Below are 17,639 nucleotides of genomic sequence, written 5' to 3' on the forward strand. Positions count from 1 at the left end.
CTAACGGGTTGTCCGAAGGCGCGGATCGGTCAACTCTGCACGGCCCGCCGATAACCGCGAATGGCCACGGCGCCGAAAACGACGATAAGCCCTGCCGACCACGCGACGGTCTGCAACACCGGAACCACAAGCGGACCACCGAGGGTGAAGTTGCGCATCGCCTCGATGGCGCAGCTCATCGGCTGGGCCCGCACGACCGGCTGCAACCAGCCCGGATAGTTCCGCACCGGCACGAATCCGGAATTGAAGAACATGCCGACCAGCACGACGATCGCGAACAGCTGCACCACCTTGTCGCCGGCGCTGCTCACCCCGACCGCGACGACCAGCGGCGTGAATCCGGCGATCACGATCACCGGCACGAGCAGGACGCCGATCGCGCCGCCCCAGCCCTGCTGAAAACGCAGGCCCAACACCATACCGACAGCGAGGACCACGATCGTCGCCGCGAGCGCGCGGGCGCATTCGGCGGCGAGCCGGCCGGACAGTCCGGCCCAGCGATGCGTCGGGAGCACCCAGAACCGGCGCAGCAGACCGCTTTTCCGCTCGGCGTACAACGACATGCCGGTCCCCATCGCGCCGTACATTGCTCCGGCGACGGCGATCATCGGCACGAAACCGTAGATCGGGTCGGCGCCGCCGGTGGCGCCGAGGGATTTGTCCAGCACCAGGTCGTACATGAGCAGCAGCAGAATCGGCAGCACCAGCGTGCTGGTGATCACCTCCGGCTGCCGCGACCACCGCCGCAGCAGGCGACCGGTCTCGACCAGGGTCTGCGACCCCAGATCGCCGATCCGGTTGCCGAGCACGGGAGAATCGCCCATCACCACCTCGCTCGCGGCTGCGCCTACCGGGGACATTCCGGTCACCTCACTCATCCCCGGCGCCCTTCCGCTCGCACCGCCAGGACCGCGGCGACCACCAGCAGCACCGCGATCCAGATCGCGGCCACGCCGAGTTCGGAGGTGTACTCCCCCGCGGCCAGTCCGCGCAGCGCGTCGGTGATCTGGGAGACCGGCTGATTGCGCACGTACGGCTGGATCCAGCCCGGGAAGCCCTGGACCGGAACGAACCCGGTGGAGGTCATCACCAGCAACAGCTGGGGGCCGAACAAGACGGTGCCGCTCAGTTCGCTGTTGCGGGTGATGGTGCCGAGCGCATCGGTGGCGATCACCAGGGTGGCGCCGAAAGCCAGGACCACCAGTACGAAAACCAGCGCGGAATCCGCGCTGTGGAATCGGAATCCGAAACTCGTGCCGATGACCAGCGCCCCGGCGAAGGCGGCGACGGCACGCACGAGATTCGCCGACATTCGCGCGGTCACCGGAATCCACGGCGGCACCGGCATCGCCCGCAACCGTGTGGCCATGCCGCCGACGACCTCTCGTGCCGCCCGGTCACCGGCGAACATGGAGGTGAAGAACATGGCGAAGACCGCGATCAGCGGAAGCAGGTACTGGGCGTAATCGATACCGCCGGCTTCCATGGAATGGCGCAGCGGCACGTAGAAGCAGACGAAGAACACCACGGGCGCCGCGAAGGCCAGCACGAGATCGCCCTCGCGCAGGGCGCTACGAATCATGCGCCCGCTCAGGGCGGACCACTGCAATCCGGCCGGAACCCGGAACAGTTCCGGCGTTTCGGTGGTCGCCGCGGTCATGCCGATACCTCTTCGGCCGGCTTGGTCAGCTGGATGAAGACCTCGTCGAGGGAGGGGCGGCGCAGCGCGATGTCGATCAATTCGATTCCGGCGCTGGTGATTCGGTCGAGCGCCTCCGACAGCGTCACCGCGCCGCCGGGCGCCGGCACCGACACCCGGTCCTGCGATTCGGCGATGGTGACCTCGCCCAGGTTCGCCAGCGCGGCGGCCACGGCCGGCACATCCGCGGCGTCGACCGGAACGACCTCGCAGTAGCTGTCGCCGGAGCGGGCCTTGAGCTGATCGGCGGTACCCTCGGCGATCACGGTGCCCTTGTCGACGACGATGATGTTGTCGCTCAACGCATCCGCCTCCTCGAGGTACTGGGTGGTGAGCAGGATCGTCACGCCCTGTTCCTTGAGCGAGCGCACCAGCGCCCACAGGCTCTGGCGGCTGACGGGGTCCAGGCCGGTGGTGGGTTCGTCGAGGAATACGACGCGGGGCGGGCGGACCAATCCGCAGGCGATGTCGATGCGCCGGCGCATACCGCCGGAGTACTGGCCGACCCGGCGTTGCGCCGCCTCGGTGAGCGCGAACTGTTCCAGCAGTTCCTCGGCACGCTGCGCGGCGGCCTTGCGCCGCAAACCCATCAGCCGGGCGAAGAGCACCAGATTCTCCCGGCCGGTGAGCATTTCGTCGAGCGCCGCGTACTGCCCGGTCAGCATGATCGACGACCGCACCTGCGCCGCCTGGGTGACCACGTCGAAGCCGGCCACCCGCGCACTGCCGGCATCGGGCCGGATCAGCGTCGACAACACCGACACGGTGGTGGTCTTACCCGCGCCGTTGGGCCCGAGCACGCCCAGCACACTGCCGGCGGGGGCGCTGAAGCTGATACCTCTCAGCGCGCGCACCGCGCCGAAGGTCTTCTCCACACTGTCGACGACGATCGCGTCGTCCGTATCCGCCGGACCACCCATTGAATTCGACACCATGCTCTCCGTCCGAGCGCCCACCCATGTACTTTGGCAAGGCTAACTTATTATTCGATGAACTCCACCGCCTCGGCATCAGCCGAGCAGCGCCACCACCTCGTCGAGGGAGGCGCCGCCGAGGATGGCGGTGACGGGGAGATCCCGCCGCAACTCGGCCTCGACCCGCTTGCGGAGATCGAGCGCCTGCAGCGAATCCAGGCCCAGCGCCACCAGCGGAACCGATCCGTCGACGGCTTCGTCCGGCTCCAGCCCCATCACCGCGCGTAGCGCATCGCGCACGGAGTCGGCGACGTCGCGTGGCACGGCCGCCACTTCGGCGGCCGGCACGGGTTCGGCGGCGGGCTCGGCGACCGGCGGCGCGGGTTCCGGCTCGTCCTCGGGCAGTTCGGCGAACAGCGGGGCGAAACCGAAGACCGAGAACAGGTCTCGGATCCGTCCCCACTGCGCGGCGGCGACCAGAACATTGGCCGCGCGCGGCGCGAAACCGGCGGCGACCGCAACAGCCGGGTCCATCGGCAGCAGGCCGGTGCCGCTGATACGGGCCAGCGCTTCGGCGTGGTCGGCGCCGACCGCCCGCCACAGACCCCACTGCACCGACGAGCATCGGATGCCCTCGGCCCGGTAGTGCGCGGCCTGCGCGTCCAGCATCCGGTTGACCGCCGAGTAGACCATGTGCCCGCGCCCGCCCAGCGTGGCCGACAGCGATGAGCACACCACGACGCGCCCGTCGTCGGTGCGCGGGAAGATGCGTGTGAGGTTATGCAGCACAACGGATTTGGCGGTCGCCGCCGCGCTGATGGTGGACGGGGCCGGATCGGCGGCCGCCGCCTCGTAGTCCACGGCGGCGTGCACGATCAGAGTCGCCGGGCTCGCGGCGTATTCCGCCGCCAGGGCGCCGAGCGCCTTCGCATCACCGGCGTCGCAGCGCCGCACGACGACTTCGGTGTCGTAGCGGGCTCCGATCTCGGCGATGCGCGCCCCGGCGGCGGCCGTACCGCCGGATCTGCTGATCAGCGTGATCCGGCCCGCGCCCGCGGCGGCGAACTGCGCACAGAAGTCCAGCCCCAGTTTGCCGGTGCCGCCGACGATCACGACCTCGCGCAATTCCTCGGCACGCAACGGGGCATCGCCCGCGGTGTCGTCGAGGATCAGCCGTTTGGCGTAGAAGCCGCCGTCGCGCACGGCCAGTTCGGGTTCGGCGGCGATGTGGATCGCACCGAGCAGGCCCTTGGCCGCCGCGGTGGGATCGACCCCGGCGCCCAGATCGGCGTGCCGGAAGGCGACGCCCACGTGTTCGGCTGCCAGACAACGGAATCCGGCCTGCACTGCGGCATGGAACGGATCCGGCAGATCGGACTCGACGACCTGTTCGCCGCCGCTGGTCACCAGCCAGATATCGCCGATGCCGTCCAGATCGTCCAACCAGGCTCGGGCGCCGAGGAATTCGGCGACGTCGCGCACGGGCCCGTCCGCCGACGACTGCGGGACCAATACCACTACCGTGTCCGGCCTGGTGCCGGAACCCGGCTCGACGACCGTGGCGCCCTGGCGCGGTGCGGCCGTGCGGACGGCCGCCGCGAGGTCTTCGTTCGTGCCGGCCGGATCGATGACCGCGAAGGTCCGCGGCGGCACCATCGTTCGCCGCTGCAACCGGGTCCAGGTCTCCACGACCCGTCGCGGGGCGACCGTCGAGTCGTCGCGATCGCTGTCGGCGAGCGGCTTGTGTGCGGCGCGCGCGTAATCGAACGGCGCCCACAGCGATTTGGCGCTCATCCGCGTATTGGGGAAGTCGAGCAGCGGCAGTGCGGGCACACCACCGTCGCCGGATTCGCGCAGCGCCTCCCATCGATAATTCGCGTCGTGCACCGCGACGGTCGCCAGATTGCGGGTGAATTCCCGCAGATCCTCGGCGGTGCGGCGCGAGGTGCCCAGCGCCTGGAATTCCCGCTGTCCCGAGATCTCCGCCAGATTCTCCTGCATCGCCAACATCAGCGTCGGATGTTCGGAGATCTCGAGGAAGGTGGTCGCCCCCGCGTCCGCGGCTGTCCGGATCGCCAGGTCGAAGCGCACCCGGTTGCGCAGGTTCATATACCAGTAGTCGACCGTCGACAGGCCCGAATGGATGCGGTCGCCCATGGTGGCACCGATACAGTCGATGTCGGTGTCGGTGAAGGCATGGTTGTCCATCTCCGGACCGACCGTGGCAGCGAGCAATTCGCGCGCGGTACTCACGTAGGAGGTGTGCGCCGGATACTGGACGCGGATTTCCTTCGCGAATTTCCCTGCGGCGTTCAGTGTTTCGACGATGCCCACGACGGCGTCGCGTTCGCCGGAGATCGCGATGATGTGGCGGGAGTTGATCACCGACAACTCCACGAAGTCGGCCTGCCGGGCGATCAGGTCCTCGCACTCGTCGCGGTCGATGCCGAGCACCGCCATGGAATAGCCGCTGAGCTTGCGGTCGTCGACGATCTGCGCCCGGGTGGTGACGATCCGCACCGCGTCCCGCAGGGTCTGGGCCCCGCTCACATAGGCGGCGGCGATCTCCCCCTGCGAATGCCCCACCGTCACCCCCGGGGCGACCCCGGCGGCCTGCCACATCGCGGCCACGCCGACCATCTGCATGAACAGTGCCGGTTGCACGGTCAGCGCCTTGTCGTCGGCCTGCCGGCCGGCCTCGAGCAGATAGGCGCGCGGCGACCAGCCGTAGAGATCGTGAAAGACCTTGTCGCACTCGTCGACTGCGTCGCGGTAGGCCGATGAGTGCTCGTAGAGCATCGCGCCCATGCCGGGGCGCTGGCTGCCCTGACCGGGAAAGACGTACGCCACGCGCTGCGCGGTCGCGGCGCGCTCCGAGCGCACCACCGCCGGATGCGGGCGGCCGTCGGCCACGGCGCGTAGCGCGGCGATCACATCGGTCTGCGCATCGGCCATGACCAGGGCGCGGTGGCGGCGCGGCGACCGGGTGCGAAACAGCATGTCGGCCACGCGATCCGGCGTCACCTCGGGATGGGCGGCGAGGTAGTCCGCGACCGCGGCCGCCTCCGATCCCAGCAGATCCGGGTTGTCGCTGGACAGCAGGATCGCGACGCTGCCGTCGGGCAGGCGGTAGCTAGACATGACTCTCCTCTTCGGCCGGAACGGCCAGCAGCGCATGGGCGTTCGTGCCCGAGACGCCGAACGACGACACCGCCGCGTAGCGCACACCGTCGTGCGGCTGCCAGTCCTCGAGTTTCGCGGCCAGCCGCAAGCCGGTCGCGTCCCAATCGACCTTGCCGGTCGGATTGTCGGCGAAGCGGGTCGGCGCGATCTGTCCGTGCAGACCGCTGAGCAGCACCTTGATCAGGCCGAGCATGCCCGCCGCCGCCTGGGCGTGGCCCAGATTCGATTTCACCGAGCCCAGGCGCGCGGCGCCGGAACCGTAGACGCGGTCCAGCGCCTCGAGTTCCAGCGGGTCCCCGACCGCGGTCGCGGTGCCGTGTCCTTCGATCATGCCGACGACCTCGGGCGAAATACCCGCTGCCGCCACGGTCGCGCGGATCAGCCGCTCCTGCGCCCGGCTGCTCGGCACGGCGATCGGTGCCCCCGCGCCGTTGTGATTGACCCGGGTGGCGAGCACCCGGGCGTAGATCCGGCGACCGCCCGCACGGGCCCGCGATTCGCGTTCGAGTACGAGAACGCCCGCGCCCTCACCCCACAGCGTGCCGTCGGCGGCATCGGAATACGGTTTGCACTGTCCGTCCGCGGCCAGCGCGTTGTTCTTGGAGAATTCGAAGAACGCGGCGGGCGAACCCATCACGCACACCGCTCCGGCCAGCGCCCAGTCACATTCCCCGGCGCGGATCGCCGCCGCCGCCATATGTACCGCCGACAGTGACGAGGCGCAGGCGGTGTCGACCACGATCGACGGGCCGCCGAGACCGAGACAGTTGGAGATCCGCCCCGCCACCGCCCCGAGCGCGGCACCGGCGGCGCGGTAGCCGGAATAGTCGTTGACTTCGGCGCCGTGCGGACCGTATTCGGTCGGTGAGGCGCCCATATAGCAGCCCACCTCGTCACCGTCTACGGCCGCGGGATCGATGCCGGCGTTCTCCAGCGCCCGCCAGGCCACCCGCAGCGCCACCCGCTGCTGCGGATCCATCGCGACGGCCTCGCGCGGGGTGATGCCGAAGAACATCGGATCGAATTCCGCTGCGCGATCGAGAAATCCGCCGGCGTCGCAGACCGCCGCCCAGCCTTCGCGGCGCGACAGGTTCAGCAGTTCGGCGAGCGGCCAGCCGCGGTCGCGCGGGAACGGCCCGGTCAGATCGCGCGCCTGCGACAGTGCCGCCCAGTACTGTCCGGGCGTCTCGATGCCACCGGGCGCCTCGACGGCGAAACCGCTGACGACGATCGGATCCGCGTCACTCATGATGTGGTCTCCATTTCCGCGACCAGCAGCTCCGCGATGCCCTCGACGTGGTCGTGCAGATAGAAGTGGCCACCGTCGAACATCGACACTCGCAGGTGCGATTCGGTGTGCTGCTGCCAGCCGTAGAGGTCGCCCATGGTGACGTATTCGTCGTCGCTGCCGCCCATCGCCTGAACGGGCGCCTGCACGCGCACGTCCGCTGGGCAGGAATAACGGTCGAAGGCGGCGTAGTCGGCCTTGAGCGCCGGAAGCGCCATCCGCATCAGCTCACGATTGCCGAGCAGATCCGAGCCCGTGCCCTCCAGCCCGGCCATATGGTCGAGCAACTGTTCGTCCTCGGTGGGATGGTTCGGCATCTCGGCGACCCGTCCCGGCGGAACCGCGCCCGAGACCGCGAGCAATCGCACCGGAACTCCCTCGGATTCGGCGATGCGCACGAATTCGAAGGCCACGATCGACCCCATGCTGTGGCCCAGTACCGTGATCGGCTCGTCGCGATTCCACGGGGAGAGCGCGAATTCGCCGAAGGCGCCCTCGGCGATCTCGGGCAGCGTCTGTAGCGCGGCCTCGCGAGCCCGGTCCTGGCGGCCGGGGTACTGCAGCACACCGACGTCGAAGTGTTCACGCAACTGCTTCGAGAAGGGCCGGTAGGTCGATGCGCCGCCGCCCGCGTGCGGGCAGATGATCAGCGGCGCGCTCGCACCGCGCGGTGCGTGGAACTGCCGGATCCAACCGGGTGCTGCTGCCATGCTCGTCTGACTCCTCATATCTGTCACTGCCACATCCGCCGCATCACCAGCAGGCCCTGATCCTCGTCGTCGAGCACGGTGGTGTCGGCGACGGCGCGGTCGGGCTGTTCGGCGATGGCGTGCAACGTGTTCCGGAAGGCGGTCTCGACGATGCGGGCATCGTCGGCTTCGAAGCTGTCCTCGGCGTAGAACACCACGGCCTGCACGGCGTCGCCGGGCAGCAGGGAATTCGCCGGGAAGATCATCAGCAGCAGGGCGTTGTCGGTGGCGCCGCCGCCCTCGAACGACACCAGCTCCAAACCTCCCTCGCGCAACGAGGTTTCCAGCTCGTCGCGCCCCGGCGGATAGGACTGGAAGACGAACATGCTGTCGAACAGCTTGCGCGCCGCCGGTCCGGATCGTCCCGCCGCCCGCATCGCCGAGGTGAGCCGGTACTGGTGGTACTCCATGAGATCCACGCGGTGACGTTGCATCTCGGCGAGATGGTCGCGCCAGGTGCGGTCGCCGGCCAGGTCGATCGCGACCGGGATGGTGTTGGCGAAACACCCGACGGCATGGTCGACGCCGTCGAGATCGGCGGGCCGGCCCGACACCACCTCACCGAACACCGTTGCCTGCTCGCCGGTGACGTAACGCAGCGCGTTGGCCCAGGCGAGCTGGCAGACCAGGCTGAAGGTGGCGCCCTGCTCGGCGGCCAGTTGGGTGGCGCGCGCGACCGTGTCGTCGTCGAGGACGAATGTGCGCCCCTCCGGCACACCGCCACTGTCGGGCGTGCGGGCCGGGGCGACGAGGCACGGCCGCACATCCTCGAGATAGCTCTGCCAGGCCGCCTCGGTGGCCTGCTCCCGATCGCGGGTGAGGCGCAGGAAGCGCGCGAAGGTCTCCGGATCGCCGAGCGGCTGCCCGCCGCGACCGGCGTATTCGGCGAAGATCTCGCGCGGCAGCAACTGGCCCGACCAGCCGTCGGTGAGCAGATGGTGCGAGGTCAGTACCACCATGTGGTGGTCGTCGGGAAGATGCACCACCGTCACTCGCAGGAGCGGTCCGTGCGTGAGATCGAAATGTTCGGCCTGGTCGGCGCGGAAGAACTCCCGCAACCGCTGCTGCGCGTCGGGCAGTTCCGCGAAGTCGATCTCGCGCACCGGGATTCGCATGTGGTCGGCGACCACCGCGTACGGCTGTCCGGCATGAGACACCGACATCGATACGCGCAGATTGGGATAGCGATTCAGCACGGTGTCGAACGATGCGGCCAGCAGTGGCTGGTCGAGTTCACCGCGCACCCCGATCAGCGTCTGCACGTTGTAGACGTCGTTGCCCGCGGAGCCGAGCGCGGTGAAGTACAAGCCGGCCTGCAGCGGTGCCAGCGGATAGATGTCCACGCAGCCGCGATACAGCGCCTGCCAGCGATCCAGGTCCAGCTGGGACACCTCGTCGGCGACGACGTCGCTGGGCGTGAGGCGGCGAACCGGGTTGTCGCGCACCGTCTTCACGAGTTCACCGAGCCCCTCGGTCCACAGCTGCGCCAGTTCGCCGGCTTCGTCGTCGGACAGCGGTCCCGCCGGGAAGCGGAAGGAGGCATGCAACCGCACGCTGTCGCCGTCGGCCAGCGCCACGGTGTTGATGTCCAGCAGGGCGGGGGCCGGCATCGCCGGATCCGCATGACCGCCCATGTAGCCGAATTCCGGTGCGGCATCCCAGGTTCGGACCGATTCGCGGTCGGCGGCGCCGGACGAGGCGAAGCGGCCCATGTAGTTGAAACTCACCTGTGGTGAGGGTGAACCCGCCAGCTCGGCGCGGGTTTCGGGATTGAGCCGGCTCAGCAGTCCCCAGCCGATTCCCGATTCGGGCACCGCGAGCAGTTGCTCCTTGACCGCTTTCACCGCGGATTCGACCTGCTCGCCCGCATCCGGGATATTCAGCGACACCGGATAGGTGGTGGTGAACCAGCCGACGGTGTTGGCCAGATCGACTCCGTTGAACAGGGTTTCGACCCGGCCGTGCCGTTCCATCGTCAACGCCACCGCCTCCGCGTCCCGGTCGCGACGGCGGCGGAAGCGATGGATCGCCACGGCCAGCGAGGCGACCTGGATGTCGAGGAAGTCGCAGCCGAAAGCCGTGGCGGCCGTGCTCATCAGGAACGCGGTGTCGTCCGCGTCGAGGGTGGCCGTGACCTCGCGCACGGTCGCGACGGTGTCGACGGCCGGGTCCAGGGCGCGGCTGCCGAGCAGCGGATCCACCGCCTCGGCGGCCGCGCGCCAGTACGGCAGCGTCGCGAGTACGGCGTCGCTGTTCGCGACGTGCACCAGGCTGGTGTTCCAGGTCTTGACCGAGGTTCCCGGCTGCGGTTCGACCGTCGCGGCCGCGACGCCCCACAGGCCGCGCAGATCGTCGTGCAGAACCCGCCAGGACACCCCGTCGACCACCAGGTGGTGGACGACCAGCAGCAGCCGACCCTGCGTTCCGTCGGCGGAGTGCACCCAGGCGGCGGCGAGCATGCGGCCCGCCGCGGGGTCCAGCTGCGCGCTCAACTCGGCCAGTTGCTCGTTCAGGCGCGCACCCGCGCCGCGGTCCCAGTTCTCGTCGCCGACCACGATCTCCGCGACGGTGGGCGCGGCGGTCGGCTCGTCCGGTTCCGGGACGTAATAGGCCGTGGCGCCCTGTGGATCGGTGCCGAGCCGCGCGCGCAACATCGGATGGCGGGCGGCCAGCGCCGAGACCACCTCGGCGATCTGCTCGCGAGTGCTGTGCGCGGGCGCCACGACCGTGGTGGCCTGGGTGTAGGCGTGGTAGTCGTCGGATTGTTCGATCAGCAGGGCCGCGATGGGGTTGAGCGGGATCCAGCCGGACGGGCTCTGCGCCTCGACCGGGGCCGGGCCGCCGCTCTCGACGATCGGCTCGCACGCCGCGGCGATGCGGGCGATCGTGCGCGCGTCGAACAGGGCGCTTGTGGTGATCAGCAATCCGTACTTCTTCAGCGCCGACGCCATCCGGATCGCGCTGATGGAATCGCCGCCCAGAGCCAGGAAATCGTCGTCGGCCGCCAGCGCGGTGGTATCGCCGAGGTGCAGCACCGCGCGCACCACCTCAGCGACCGCGGCTTCGGCGCCCGCACGCAGTTCCCGGCCGTGACCGGTGCTGCCCCCGAGATCCGGGTGCGGCAGTGCCCGGCGGTCGAGTTTGCCGTTGGCGGTCAGCGGCAGTGCCGCCAGCTTCACCAGTGCGGTGGGGATCATGTATTCCGGCAGGCGTTGCGCCAGTGCGGCTTTGATGCGCTCGGCGTTCTCGGCGTCGCCACCGGTGGTGAATTCCGAATTCGCTTCGGGCACATAGTAGGCCACCAGCGCCAGGTCGTGACTCTGCGCGCCCTGCGGCACGGTGATCGCCACAGCGGAGGCGATTCCGGGTACGCGGCGCAACACGGTGCCGATCTCACCGAGCTCGATGCGATGCCCGCGCACCTTCACCTGATCGTCGACCCGGCCCAGATATTCCATGCGGCCCTGCGAATTCCAGCGCACGATATCGCCGGTGCGATACATCCGGGCACCGGGCTCGCCGGCGAACGGGCACGCCACGAAGGCGCCGGCGGTCAGATCGGGGCGGCGGTGGTAGCCCTGCGCGAGCTGCACGCCGCCGAGGTAGAGCTCACCGATCACGCCGGGCGGGACCTGCCGCAACCGCTCGTCCAGCACGTAGACCGACGAATTCCATTCGGGCCGGCCGATGAGCGCCGGTTCGAGCGCAGCGCCGGAGGTGGCTTCGGTGTTCGTGCGGCCGGCGAAGTCCTCGTGCATGAGGTCCATCGAGCCCTCGGTCGGGCCGTAGAGGCCCAGCACCGTGCCGCCGAAGAAGCGACTCGATTCCTCGACCAGCGCCGGCGGTACCGCCTCGCCGCCCAGGTACACGTAGCGCATGGATTGCAGCCGCGCCGGATCCGGTCCGGCGTCGATGAAGGCGCGAACCACACTGGGCACCAACGAGATCTGTGTGATGCGATGCCGGTGGATGATCTCGGCGAGCGCTTCCACGTCGGCCTGCCACCACTGCGGCGGCGGCAGCACCGTCGCCGATCCGGTGCACAGCGCGTTCACCAGTTCGAAGACCGAGACGTCGAAGCCGATCGGCGCCTTCTGCAGGATGCGCTCCTCGCCGAAGCCGAGGTAGTCGCGCATCCACTGCACGTGGTTGGCGATGCCGCGATGGTGGATCACGACACCTTTGGGGCGGCCGGTGGTGCCGGAGGTGTAGAGCAGATAGGCGGGGTCGAGCGGATGCGGGGTCCGCGTCAGTTCGGCCGGTGACAGCTCCGAGCCGTCGAGTGCGGACAGGCGTTCGATCACCCGCTGGTCGGTGAGATCGATGGTGGACACATCGGTTTCGACGCTCAACGCCTGGCCGGCCGATCTCAGCAGGAGCGCCGGCTCGGCATCGCCGAGCATGTACTCGATGCGGTCGATCGGGTAGCTGGGGTCGATCGGGAAATACACCGCGCCGACGCGCAGCACCGCCGCGAACGCGATCGGCAGCCGTTCACTGCGTTCGGCGTAGACACCGACGCGATCGCCGGGCCGCACCCCGTCTTCCAGCAGCAGTCGCGCGAGCCGGTTCACCCGGGTATCGAATTCGCGGTAGCTCAGTTCGATATCGCCGAACACCACGGCCGTGCGGTCCGGGTAGGTGCGCGCGGAGGCGCGGATCATCGCGTCGGCGGTCTCCGCCTCGATCGGCACCGCGGCGCCGTGCGACCACCGCGCCAACGCCGCGCGGTCGGTCGCCGACAGCGTGGCCAGCTCCGACACCCGCCGATCGTCGGTCGCGGTGGCGAGCACCAGATCGATGTACTCGTGCAGGCGATCGATCGTGACGGCGTCGAAAAGGTCGGTGCGATAGGTGATCTGGACGTCGGTCCGATCACCGTGCATGAACGTCTCCACCACCAGCGGCAGCAGGGCGGCGCCGTTGTCCATCAGCTCCCAGCGGGTGGTGACGTCCGGCAGCTGGGGGCCGTCGATCTTCTGGTGCAGGAACAGCACCATCGTGTCGAACAGATTCGAGCCGACGTTGCCGGTCGCGGCGTTCACCGCGCGGACGATGCCCTCCTGCGGGAAATGCTTGTGCCCGAAGGCGTCGGTGATCACGCCGCGCACCTGTTCGACCAGCTCGGCGAAGCGCTGATCGTCACGGCCGGCGATGTGCAGCGGGAGCATATTGCTGAGATTGCCGATCAGCAGCTCCATCCCGGACTCTTCGCGGTTGGCCACGGTGGTGCCGATGACCATGTCGCCGCGCCCGGTCATCTCACGCAGCGCGATGTAATAGGCGGCGAGGAATACCGAGAACGGGGTGGTGCGCAGCTCGGCGGTGAGGCGGCGCAGCGCGGTGTCGGCGGCCGCGCTCAGCGGGCGATCGCGGCGGGCACCGCGTTCGGTGGCCGCCACGGGGCGGCGATCGTAGGGCAGTTGCAGCTCCGGCAGTTCACCGTCGAAGCAGCTCTGCCAGAAGCGAATATCCTCGGCGTGGTCGTCTGCGGCGAACCGGTCGGCCTCCCATTCGGCGAAGTCGGCGACCTGCAACCGCAGCGGCTCCACCGTGACCGGGCCGGTCAGCGCCTGCCGGTAGAAGTTCTCCACATCCCGGGAGAGGGCGGGCAATGTCATCCCGTCCCACGCGATGTGCTGAATCACCACCACCGCGACCACTTCGGTGGCGGATATCCGGACGAAGGTCACCCGCAGCGAGGATTCCGAGGTCAGATCGAAGGTTTCGCGGGCCGCGGCCTCGGTCAGCTCGCGCAACCGCCCCCGGGCCTGCTCCTCGGCGAGACCGGACAGATCCTCCTCCACCAGCCGGGGTGGCAGGTCGGCGTGGATCCGCTGATAGGGCTCACCGTCCTCATCGGTGTGATAGGTGGTGCGCAGCACCTCGTGCCGCTCGACGAGCGCGGCGAAGGCCGTGCGCAGCGCCCCCACATCGATCGGTTCGGCGGCCACCGCGCCCTCGAAGGTCAGCGCCAGGCACAGGTTGTAGGCGGAGCTGCCGGGCGAAATCTGCTGATGCGCCCACACGTAACGCTGTCCGAACGACAACGGCGCCCGCTGCGGATCCCGGCGTACCGGCACGGTCGTGGCGGTGGCCAAACCTTCCTCGGCGAGCCGAGCCGCCATCGCTACCTGCAGGTCTTCCAGCGAACGCATCTGACGAACCAATCTGTCTACAACGAAAACTCGGGTGCCCGGTGCTGCGGTCAGTTCGCCGTCGGGGCGAGGGCCGAATCCGTCTGGGGCACCGGCACTTCGGCCAGTTCCAGCAGGATCCGCGACACCTGCGCCAAGCGGCCGGGGGTGGTCTCGTCGGCCTGCAGCCGCGCGGCGATGCGGCGCACGGTCCGTCCGCCGAACACCGCGGTGACACCGAATTTCTCGACCGCGAGCAGTCCGCGCACCTTGGCGGTGAGCGTGGTGGCCAGGATCGAGTTGCCGCCGATCTCGAAGAAATCGGTTTCCACACCGACGGTCTCGACACCGAGGATCTGCGCCGCGATATAGGCCAGCGCCGCCTCGATCTCGTTCGCGGGCGGCACCGCGGACGCGCCGGCATCGGGCGCGCCGGCCTCCACCAGCCGCCGGATCGCGGCCCGGTCCAGTTTCCCGTTGGGAGTCAGCGGGATCTCGGTCACGATCTCGATCAGGTCCGGGATCATGTGGGACGGAAGCAGATCCCGCAGCGCTGCCCGCAACTCGTCGGCGGTGACACCACCGGCCCGCACCGCGGCGGCCAACCGGCCGGAATCGGTCACCACTGCGACGGCCCGCTGGACGGACGGCAGTGTGGTCAGCGCGGTTTCGACCTCACCGAGTTCCACGCGGTAGCCGCGAATCTTGACCTGATGGTCGGCGCGACCGAGGAAGTCGACGGTGCCGTCGGGCAGATACCGGGCCAGGTCGCCGGTGCGGTACCAGCGCAGGCCGCCGTATTCGACGAAGCGCTGCGCGGTGCGTTCCGGGTCGCCGCGGTAGCCGTCGGCCACACCGGTTCCGCCGATCCACAATTCGCCGACCACCCAGTCCGGGCAGTCCTCGCCACGCTCGTTCACCACCCGCATCGCCACATTCGCCAGCGGCGTGCCGTAGGGCACGGTGGCGCGGTCGGCCGGGAAGTCGTCGGTCACTTCGCAGACGGTCGAGTGGATCGCGGCCTCGGTGGCCCCACCGAGACCGGCGAAACGCAGGCCGGGCACCGAGGCGCGCAGGCGATGCGCCAGTTCGGCGTCGACCCGGTCGCCGCCGGTGACGACCACCCGGAGTGTGCGCAAGGCCGCCGCGTCGGCGGAGTCCAGCAGCATCCCGATCAACCCGGGCGCGCAATTGAGCACGTTCACTTCGTCTTCGGCGATCAGGCGGGCCCACGCCTGGGCGTCCCGCTCGATCTCGGCGTCCACGCACACCAGCGCACCGCCCAGTGCCAGCGGAGCGAAGATGTCGAAGACCGACAGATCGAATTCCAGCGACGACAGGCCCAGCAGCCGAGCGCTCGCGTCCAGGCCGAAACAGGCGGCGAGGGCGTCGATGGTGTTGGCGGCGGCGCGATGACTGACCTCCACACCCTTGGGCTCACCGGTGGATCCGGAGGTGAACAGCACGTAGGCGACGGCGTCCGGATCGCTCGCGTAGGCGCGCTCGAGGCGACGGCCGGCCAGTGCGGTGGTCATTTCGATGGCGGTGACCTCGGCCGGCAGCGCGAGGGTCGCGTCGGTGAGCGCGACCCGGGCGCCCGCGCGCGCCAGAATGCGGTCGCGCCGCGCCGGCGGCTGACCGGTGCCGATCGGCACATAGGCTGCCCCCGCGGCCAGCACACCCAGCACGGCCGGAATCTGCCGGTGGCCCTTGGGAATCACCACCGCGACGGTATCGCCCGGCCGCACGCCGGCATCGGTGAGCGCGGCGGCCACCGCGAGCGCCTGATCGGCCACGTCGCCGTAGTCGCAGGCACCGCCGCGCCAGCGCAGGGCCTCGGCCTCCGGCTTGCGCCGGGCGCGGTCGAAGAAGTCACCGTGCAGCGTGCGCGCCTGCCAGTCGGTGAAGGTGTCGTTCACCCGCTCACGCACCGCACGCTGCTGGGCCGGCAGCTCGATCGACAGTGGTGCGTTCCAGTCCGCACCCGGCTCGGCGAGGGCCAGCAGCAGGCGGCGGAATTCGGCGAACATCGCCGCGACCACACCCTCGGGCATGGCGTCCCGGCGCACATCCCAGTTGACCAGCAGACCGCCGCCCAGTTCGGCGACCTGCGCGTCGAGGTCGACCTGCGGGCCCTGCGACAGAATCCACACCGGCTCGCCGAACAGCGCGGTGACCCGGTCGGAGAAGAGCTCCCCCAGGTCCAGGCCCGAGGTGAAGACCACCGACGGCGTCACCGGACCGCCGCGCAGGCGGCCGAGATCGCGCAGCACATCCAGACCCTCGTACACGGAATGCACGGCGCAGGTGTGCAATTCGCGTTGCAGGCGCTTGGCGCGGGCGACCATCGATTCCGGCGCACGGGCGTCGACGTCGACCAGGACCGAATTGGTGAAGTCGCCGACCACGCGGTCGATATCGTCGTGCAGCGGCTCCCGGTCGAACAGCGGGACGTTGAGCAGGAAGCGCTGCCGCGCGGACCAGCGTGCGATGGCCTCGGCGAACACCGTGGCCAGCGCCACCGCGGGGGTGACACCGTGGCTGTGGGCGAGCTTGTCGAATCCGGCCTTGGCCTCGGGTTCGAACCAGTGGTGCAGCCGGATGCTGCGGCTGGGGTCGGCGCGCTCGTCCTCGGCCAGTACCGGCAACGACGGAATATCGGGCAGGTCGGCGAGGCGTTGCTCCCACCAGGCCCGGGCAGCCGAATTGTCCGGTGTGTGGCGCGCTCTGGCGTCGAGATATTCGCGGAAGGTGTAGCCGACGGTATCGGCCGCATCGGCGTCGCTGTCGTAGAGCGCGGCCAGATCGTCGAGAATTCGCCGGTAGCTCAACGCATCTCCGGCGAGCATGTCCACATCGACGTGCACGCGGTGGGCGCCGCCGGGCAGCAGGGTGAGGGTGATGTCGACGACCTGGCCGGCCTCGACGTCCATCCGCTGATGACTCTTGGCCTGGCGCAGGCGTTCCAGTTCCGTATCCGGATCGGCGGCCGCGCGCAGATCCTCCACCCGGAACACCGGGAGCAGCGGCTCCGGCAGCACGCGCTGCGTGCCGGCGTCGGTGAACTGCACCCGCAACTGGGGATGGCGCCGGACCAGGCGTTCGACCGCACGGCTCATGCGCTCGGCATCCAGGCCGCGGCCGTCGAATTCGACGTAGAGGTGGGCGGCGACACCGCCGAGCCGCTGGTCCTGGCGACGGCCCACCCAGTAGGCGTGCTGCATGGTGGCGAGGGGGAATTCCTCGCCGTCGGCGAACGCGGCACCGGCTTCGGCCGAGGTGGCGGGGGCGGCCGCGGGCGCGGGTTCGGGAGTGGCGCCGAGCAATTCGGCCCACGCGGAGATCGTGGGCGCCAGCGCGAGTTCGGAACTGCGGACCTCGTGGCCCTGTTTGCGCCAGCGACCGGCGAGGCGCATCAGCTTCATCGAATGCATGCCCAGGCCGACCAGGTCGTCGTCGTATCCGATCGCATCGGGTCGGATCCCCAGCTCCGCCGCCACGATGTCGCGAACGTCCGCCTTGCCGAGCATCAGACAAACTCCTCACCGGCCGGAAATCGGGCCTCACCACCTGTTTCAAAGGCTAGGCTTGCCTAACCTGCAAGCATAGTAGCCCACGCGACCCCTACTACCGTAGGGATGTGGTTTGGCTAACCTAACTCCGCTACTC

The 17,639-nt window shown here is 69.4% G+C and carries 8 protein-coding genes; all 8 read right to left on the bottom strand.

Annotation, left to right across the window (positions count from 1 at the left end; genetic code table 11):
- Positions 1–29: 29 nt before the first annotated feature.
- The 8 genes from NMI01S_RS01765 to NMI01S_RS01800 all read right to left on the bottom strand — a co-directional run bounded on the left by NMI01S_RS01765 (position 30) and on the right by NMI01S_RS01800 (position 17,500).
- Positions 30–860 carry an ABC transporter permease gene (locus tag NMI01S_RS01765; protein WP_245716667.1) on the bottom strand — a complete coding sequence of 277 codons (831 nt, stop codon included), beginning with the start codon at positions 858–860 and terminating at the stop codon, positions 30–32.
- Between the two features lie 14 nt (positions 861–874).
- A complete protein-coding gene (locus NMI01S_RS01770) occupies positions 875–1,660 on the bottom strand; it encodes an ABC transporter permease (protein WP_062994290.1) in 786 nt (261 codons plus the stop codon).
- A complete protein-coding gene (locus NMI01S_RS01775; RefSeq protein ID WP_062994291.1) occupies positions 1,657–2,619 on the bottom strand; it encodes a daunorubicin/doxorubicin resistance ABC transporter ATP-binding protein DrrA in 963 nt (320 codons plus the stop codon). Before NMI01S_RS01775 ends, NMI01S_RS01770 begins: the two co-directional genes overlap by 4 nt.
- Positions 2,620–2,709: 90 nt before the next feature.
- Positions 2,710–5,754, bottom strand: a complete 3,045-nt coding sequence (nbtC, locus tag NMI01S_RS01780) for a nocobactin polyketide synthase NbtC (protein ID WP_062994292.1) — start codon at positions 5,752–5,754, stop codon at positions 2,710–2,712.
- Positions 5,747–7,045 (bottom strand): beta-ketoacyl [acyl carrier protein] synthase domain-containing protein, encoded by a 1,299-nt coding sequence (locus NMI01S_RS01785; protein WP_062994293.1) that lies wholly within the window; start codon positions 7,043–7,045, stop codon positions 5,747–5,749. The genes nbtC and NMI01S_RS01785 overlap by 8 nt, the downstream gene beginning before the upstream one ends.
- Entirely contained in the window at positions 7,042–7,794 is a 753-nt protein-coding gene (locus NMI01S_RS01790) for a thioesterase II family protein (protein ID WP_062994294.1), read from the bottom strand. The genes NMI01S_RS01785 and NMI01S_RS01790 overlap by 4 nt, the downstream gene beginning before the upstream one ends.
- Positions 7,795–7,817: 23 nt before the next feature.
- Positions 7,818–13,991, bottom strand: coding sequence for a non-ribosomal peptide synthetase (locus tag NMI01S_RS01795; protein WP_062994295.1), 6,174 nt, complete (start codon positions 13,989–13,991; stop codon positions 7,818–7,820).
- A 50-nt stretch (positions 13,992–14,041) separates the two neighbouring features.
- Positions 14,042–17,500, bottom strand: a complete 3,459-nt coding sequence (locus NMI01S_RS01800) for a non-ribosomal peptide synthetase (protein WP_062994296.1) — start codon at positions 17,498–17,500, stop codon at positions 14,042–14,044.
- Positions 17,501–17,639: the final 139 nt, after the last annotated feature.

This window comes from Nocardia mikamii NBRC 108933, assembly GCF_001613505.1.
GTDB classification, from domain to species: domain Bacteria; phylum Actinomycetota; class Actinomycetes; order Mycobacteriales; family Mycobacteriaceae; genus Nocardia; species Nocardia mikamii.

What these genes read in the sequence shown, in the direction of transcription:
- NMI01S_RS01795 (WP_062994295.1), bottom strand. Translation starts at nt 13,991, where the DNA reads ATGCGTTCGCTGGAAGACCTGCAGGTAGCGATGGCGGCTCGGCTCGCC.
- nbtC (WP_062994292.1), bottom strand. Translation starts at nt 5,754, where the DNA reads ATGTCTAGCTACCGCCTGCCCGACGGCAGCGTCGCGATCCTGCTGTCC.
- NMI01S_RS01765 (WP_245716667.1), bottom strand. Translation starts at nt 860, where the DNA reads ATGTCCCCGGTAGGCGCAGCCGCGAGCGAGGTGGTGATGGGCGATTCT.
- NMI01S_RS01785 (WP_062994293.1), bottom strand. Translation starts at nt 7,045, where the DNA reads ATGAGTGACGCGGATCCGATCGTCGTCAGCGGTTTCGCCGTCGAGGCG.
- NMI01S_RS01800 (WP_062994296.1), bottom strand. Translation starts at nt 17,500, where the DNA reads ATGCTCGGCAAGGCGGACGTTCGCGACATCGTGGCGGCGGAGCTGGGG.
- NMI01S_RS01775 (WP_062994291.1), bottom strand. Translation starts at nt 2,619, where the DNA reads ATGGGTGGTCCGGCGGATACGGACGACGCGATCGTCGTCGACAGTGTG.
- NMI01S_RS01790 (WP_062994294.1), bottom strand. Translation starts at nt 7,794, where the DNA reads ATGGCAGCAGCACCCGGTTGGATCCGGCAGTTCCACGCACCGCGCGGT.
- NMI01S_RS01770 (WP_062994290.1), bottom strand. Translation starts at nt 1,660, where the DNA reads ATGACCGCGGCGACCACCGAAACGCCGGAACTGTTCCGGGTTCCGGCC.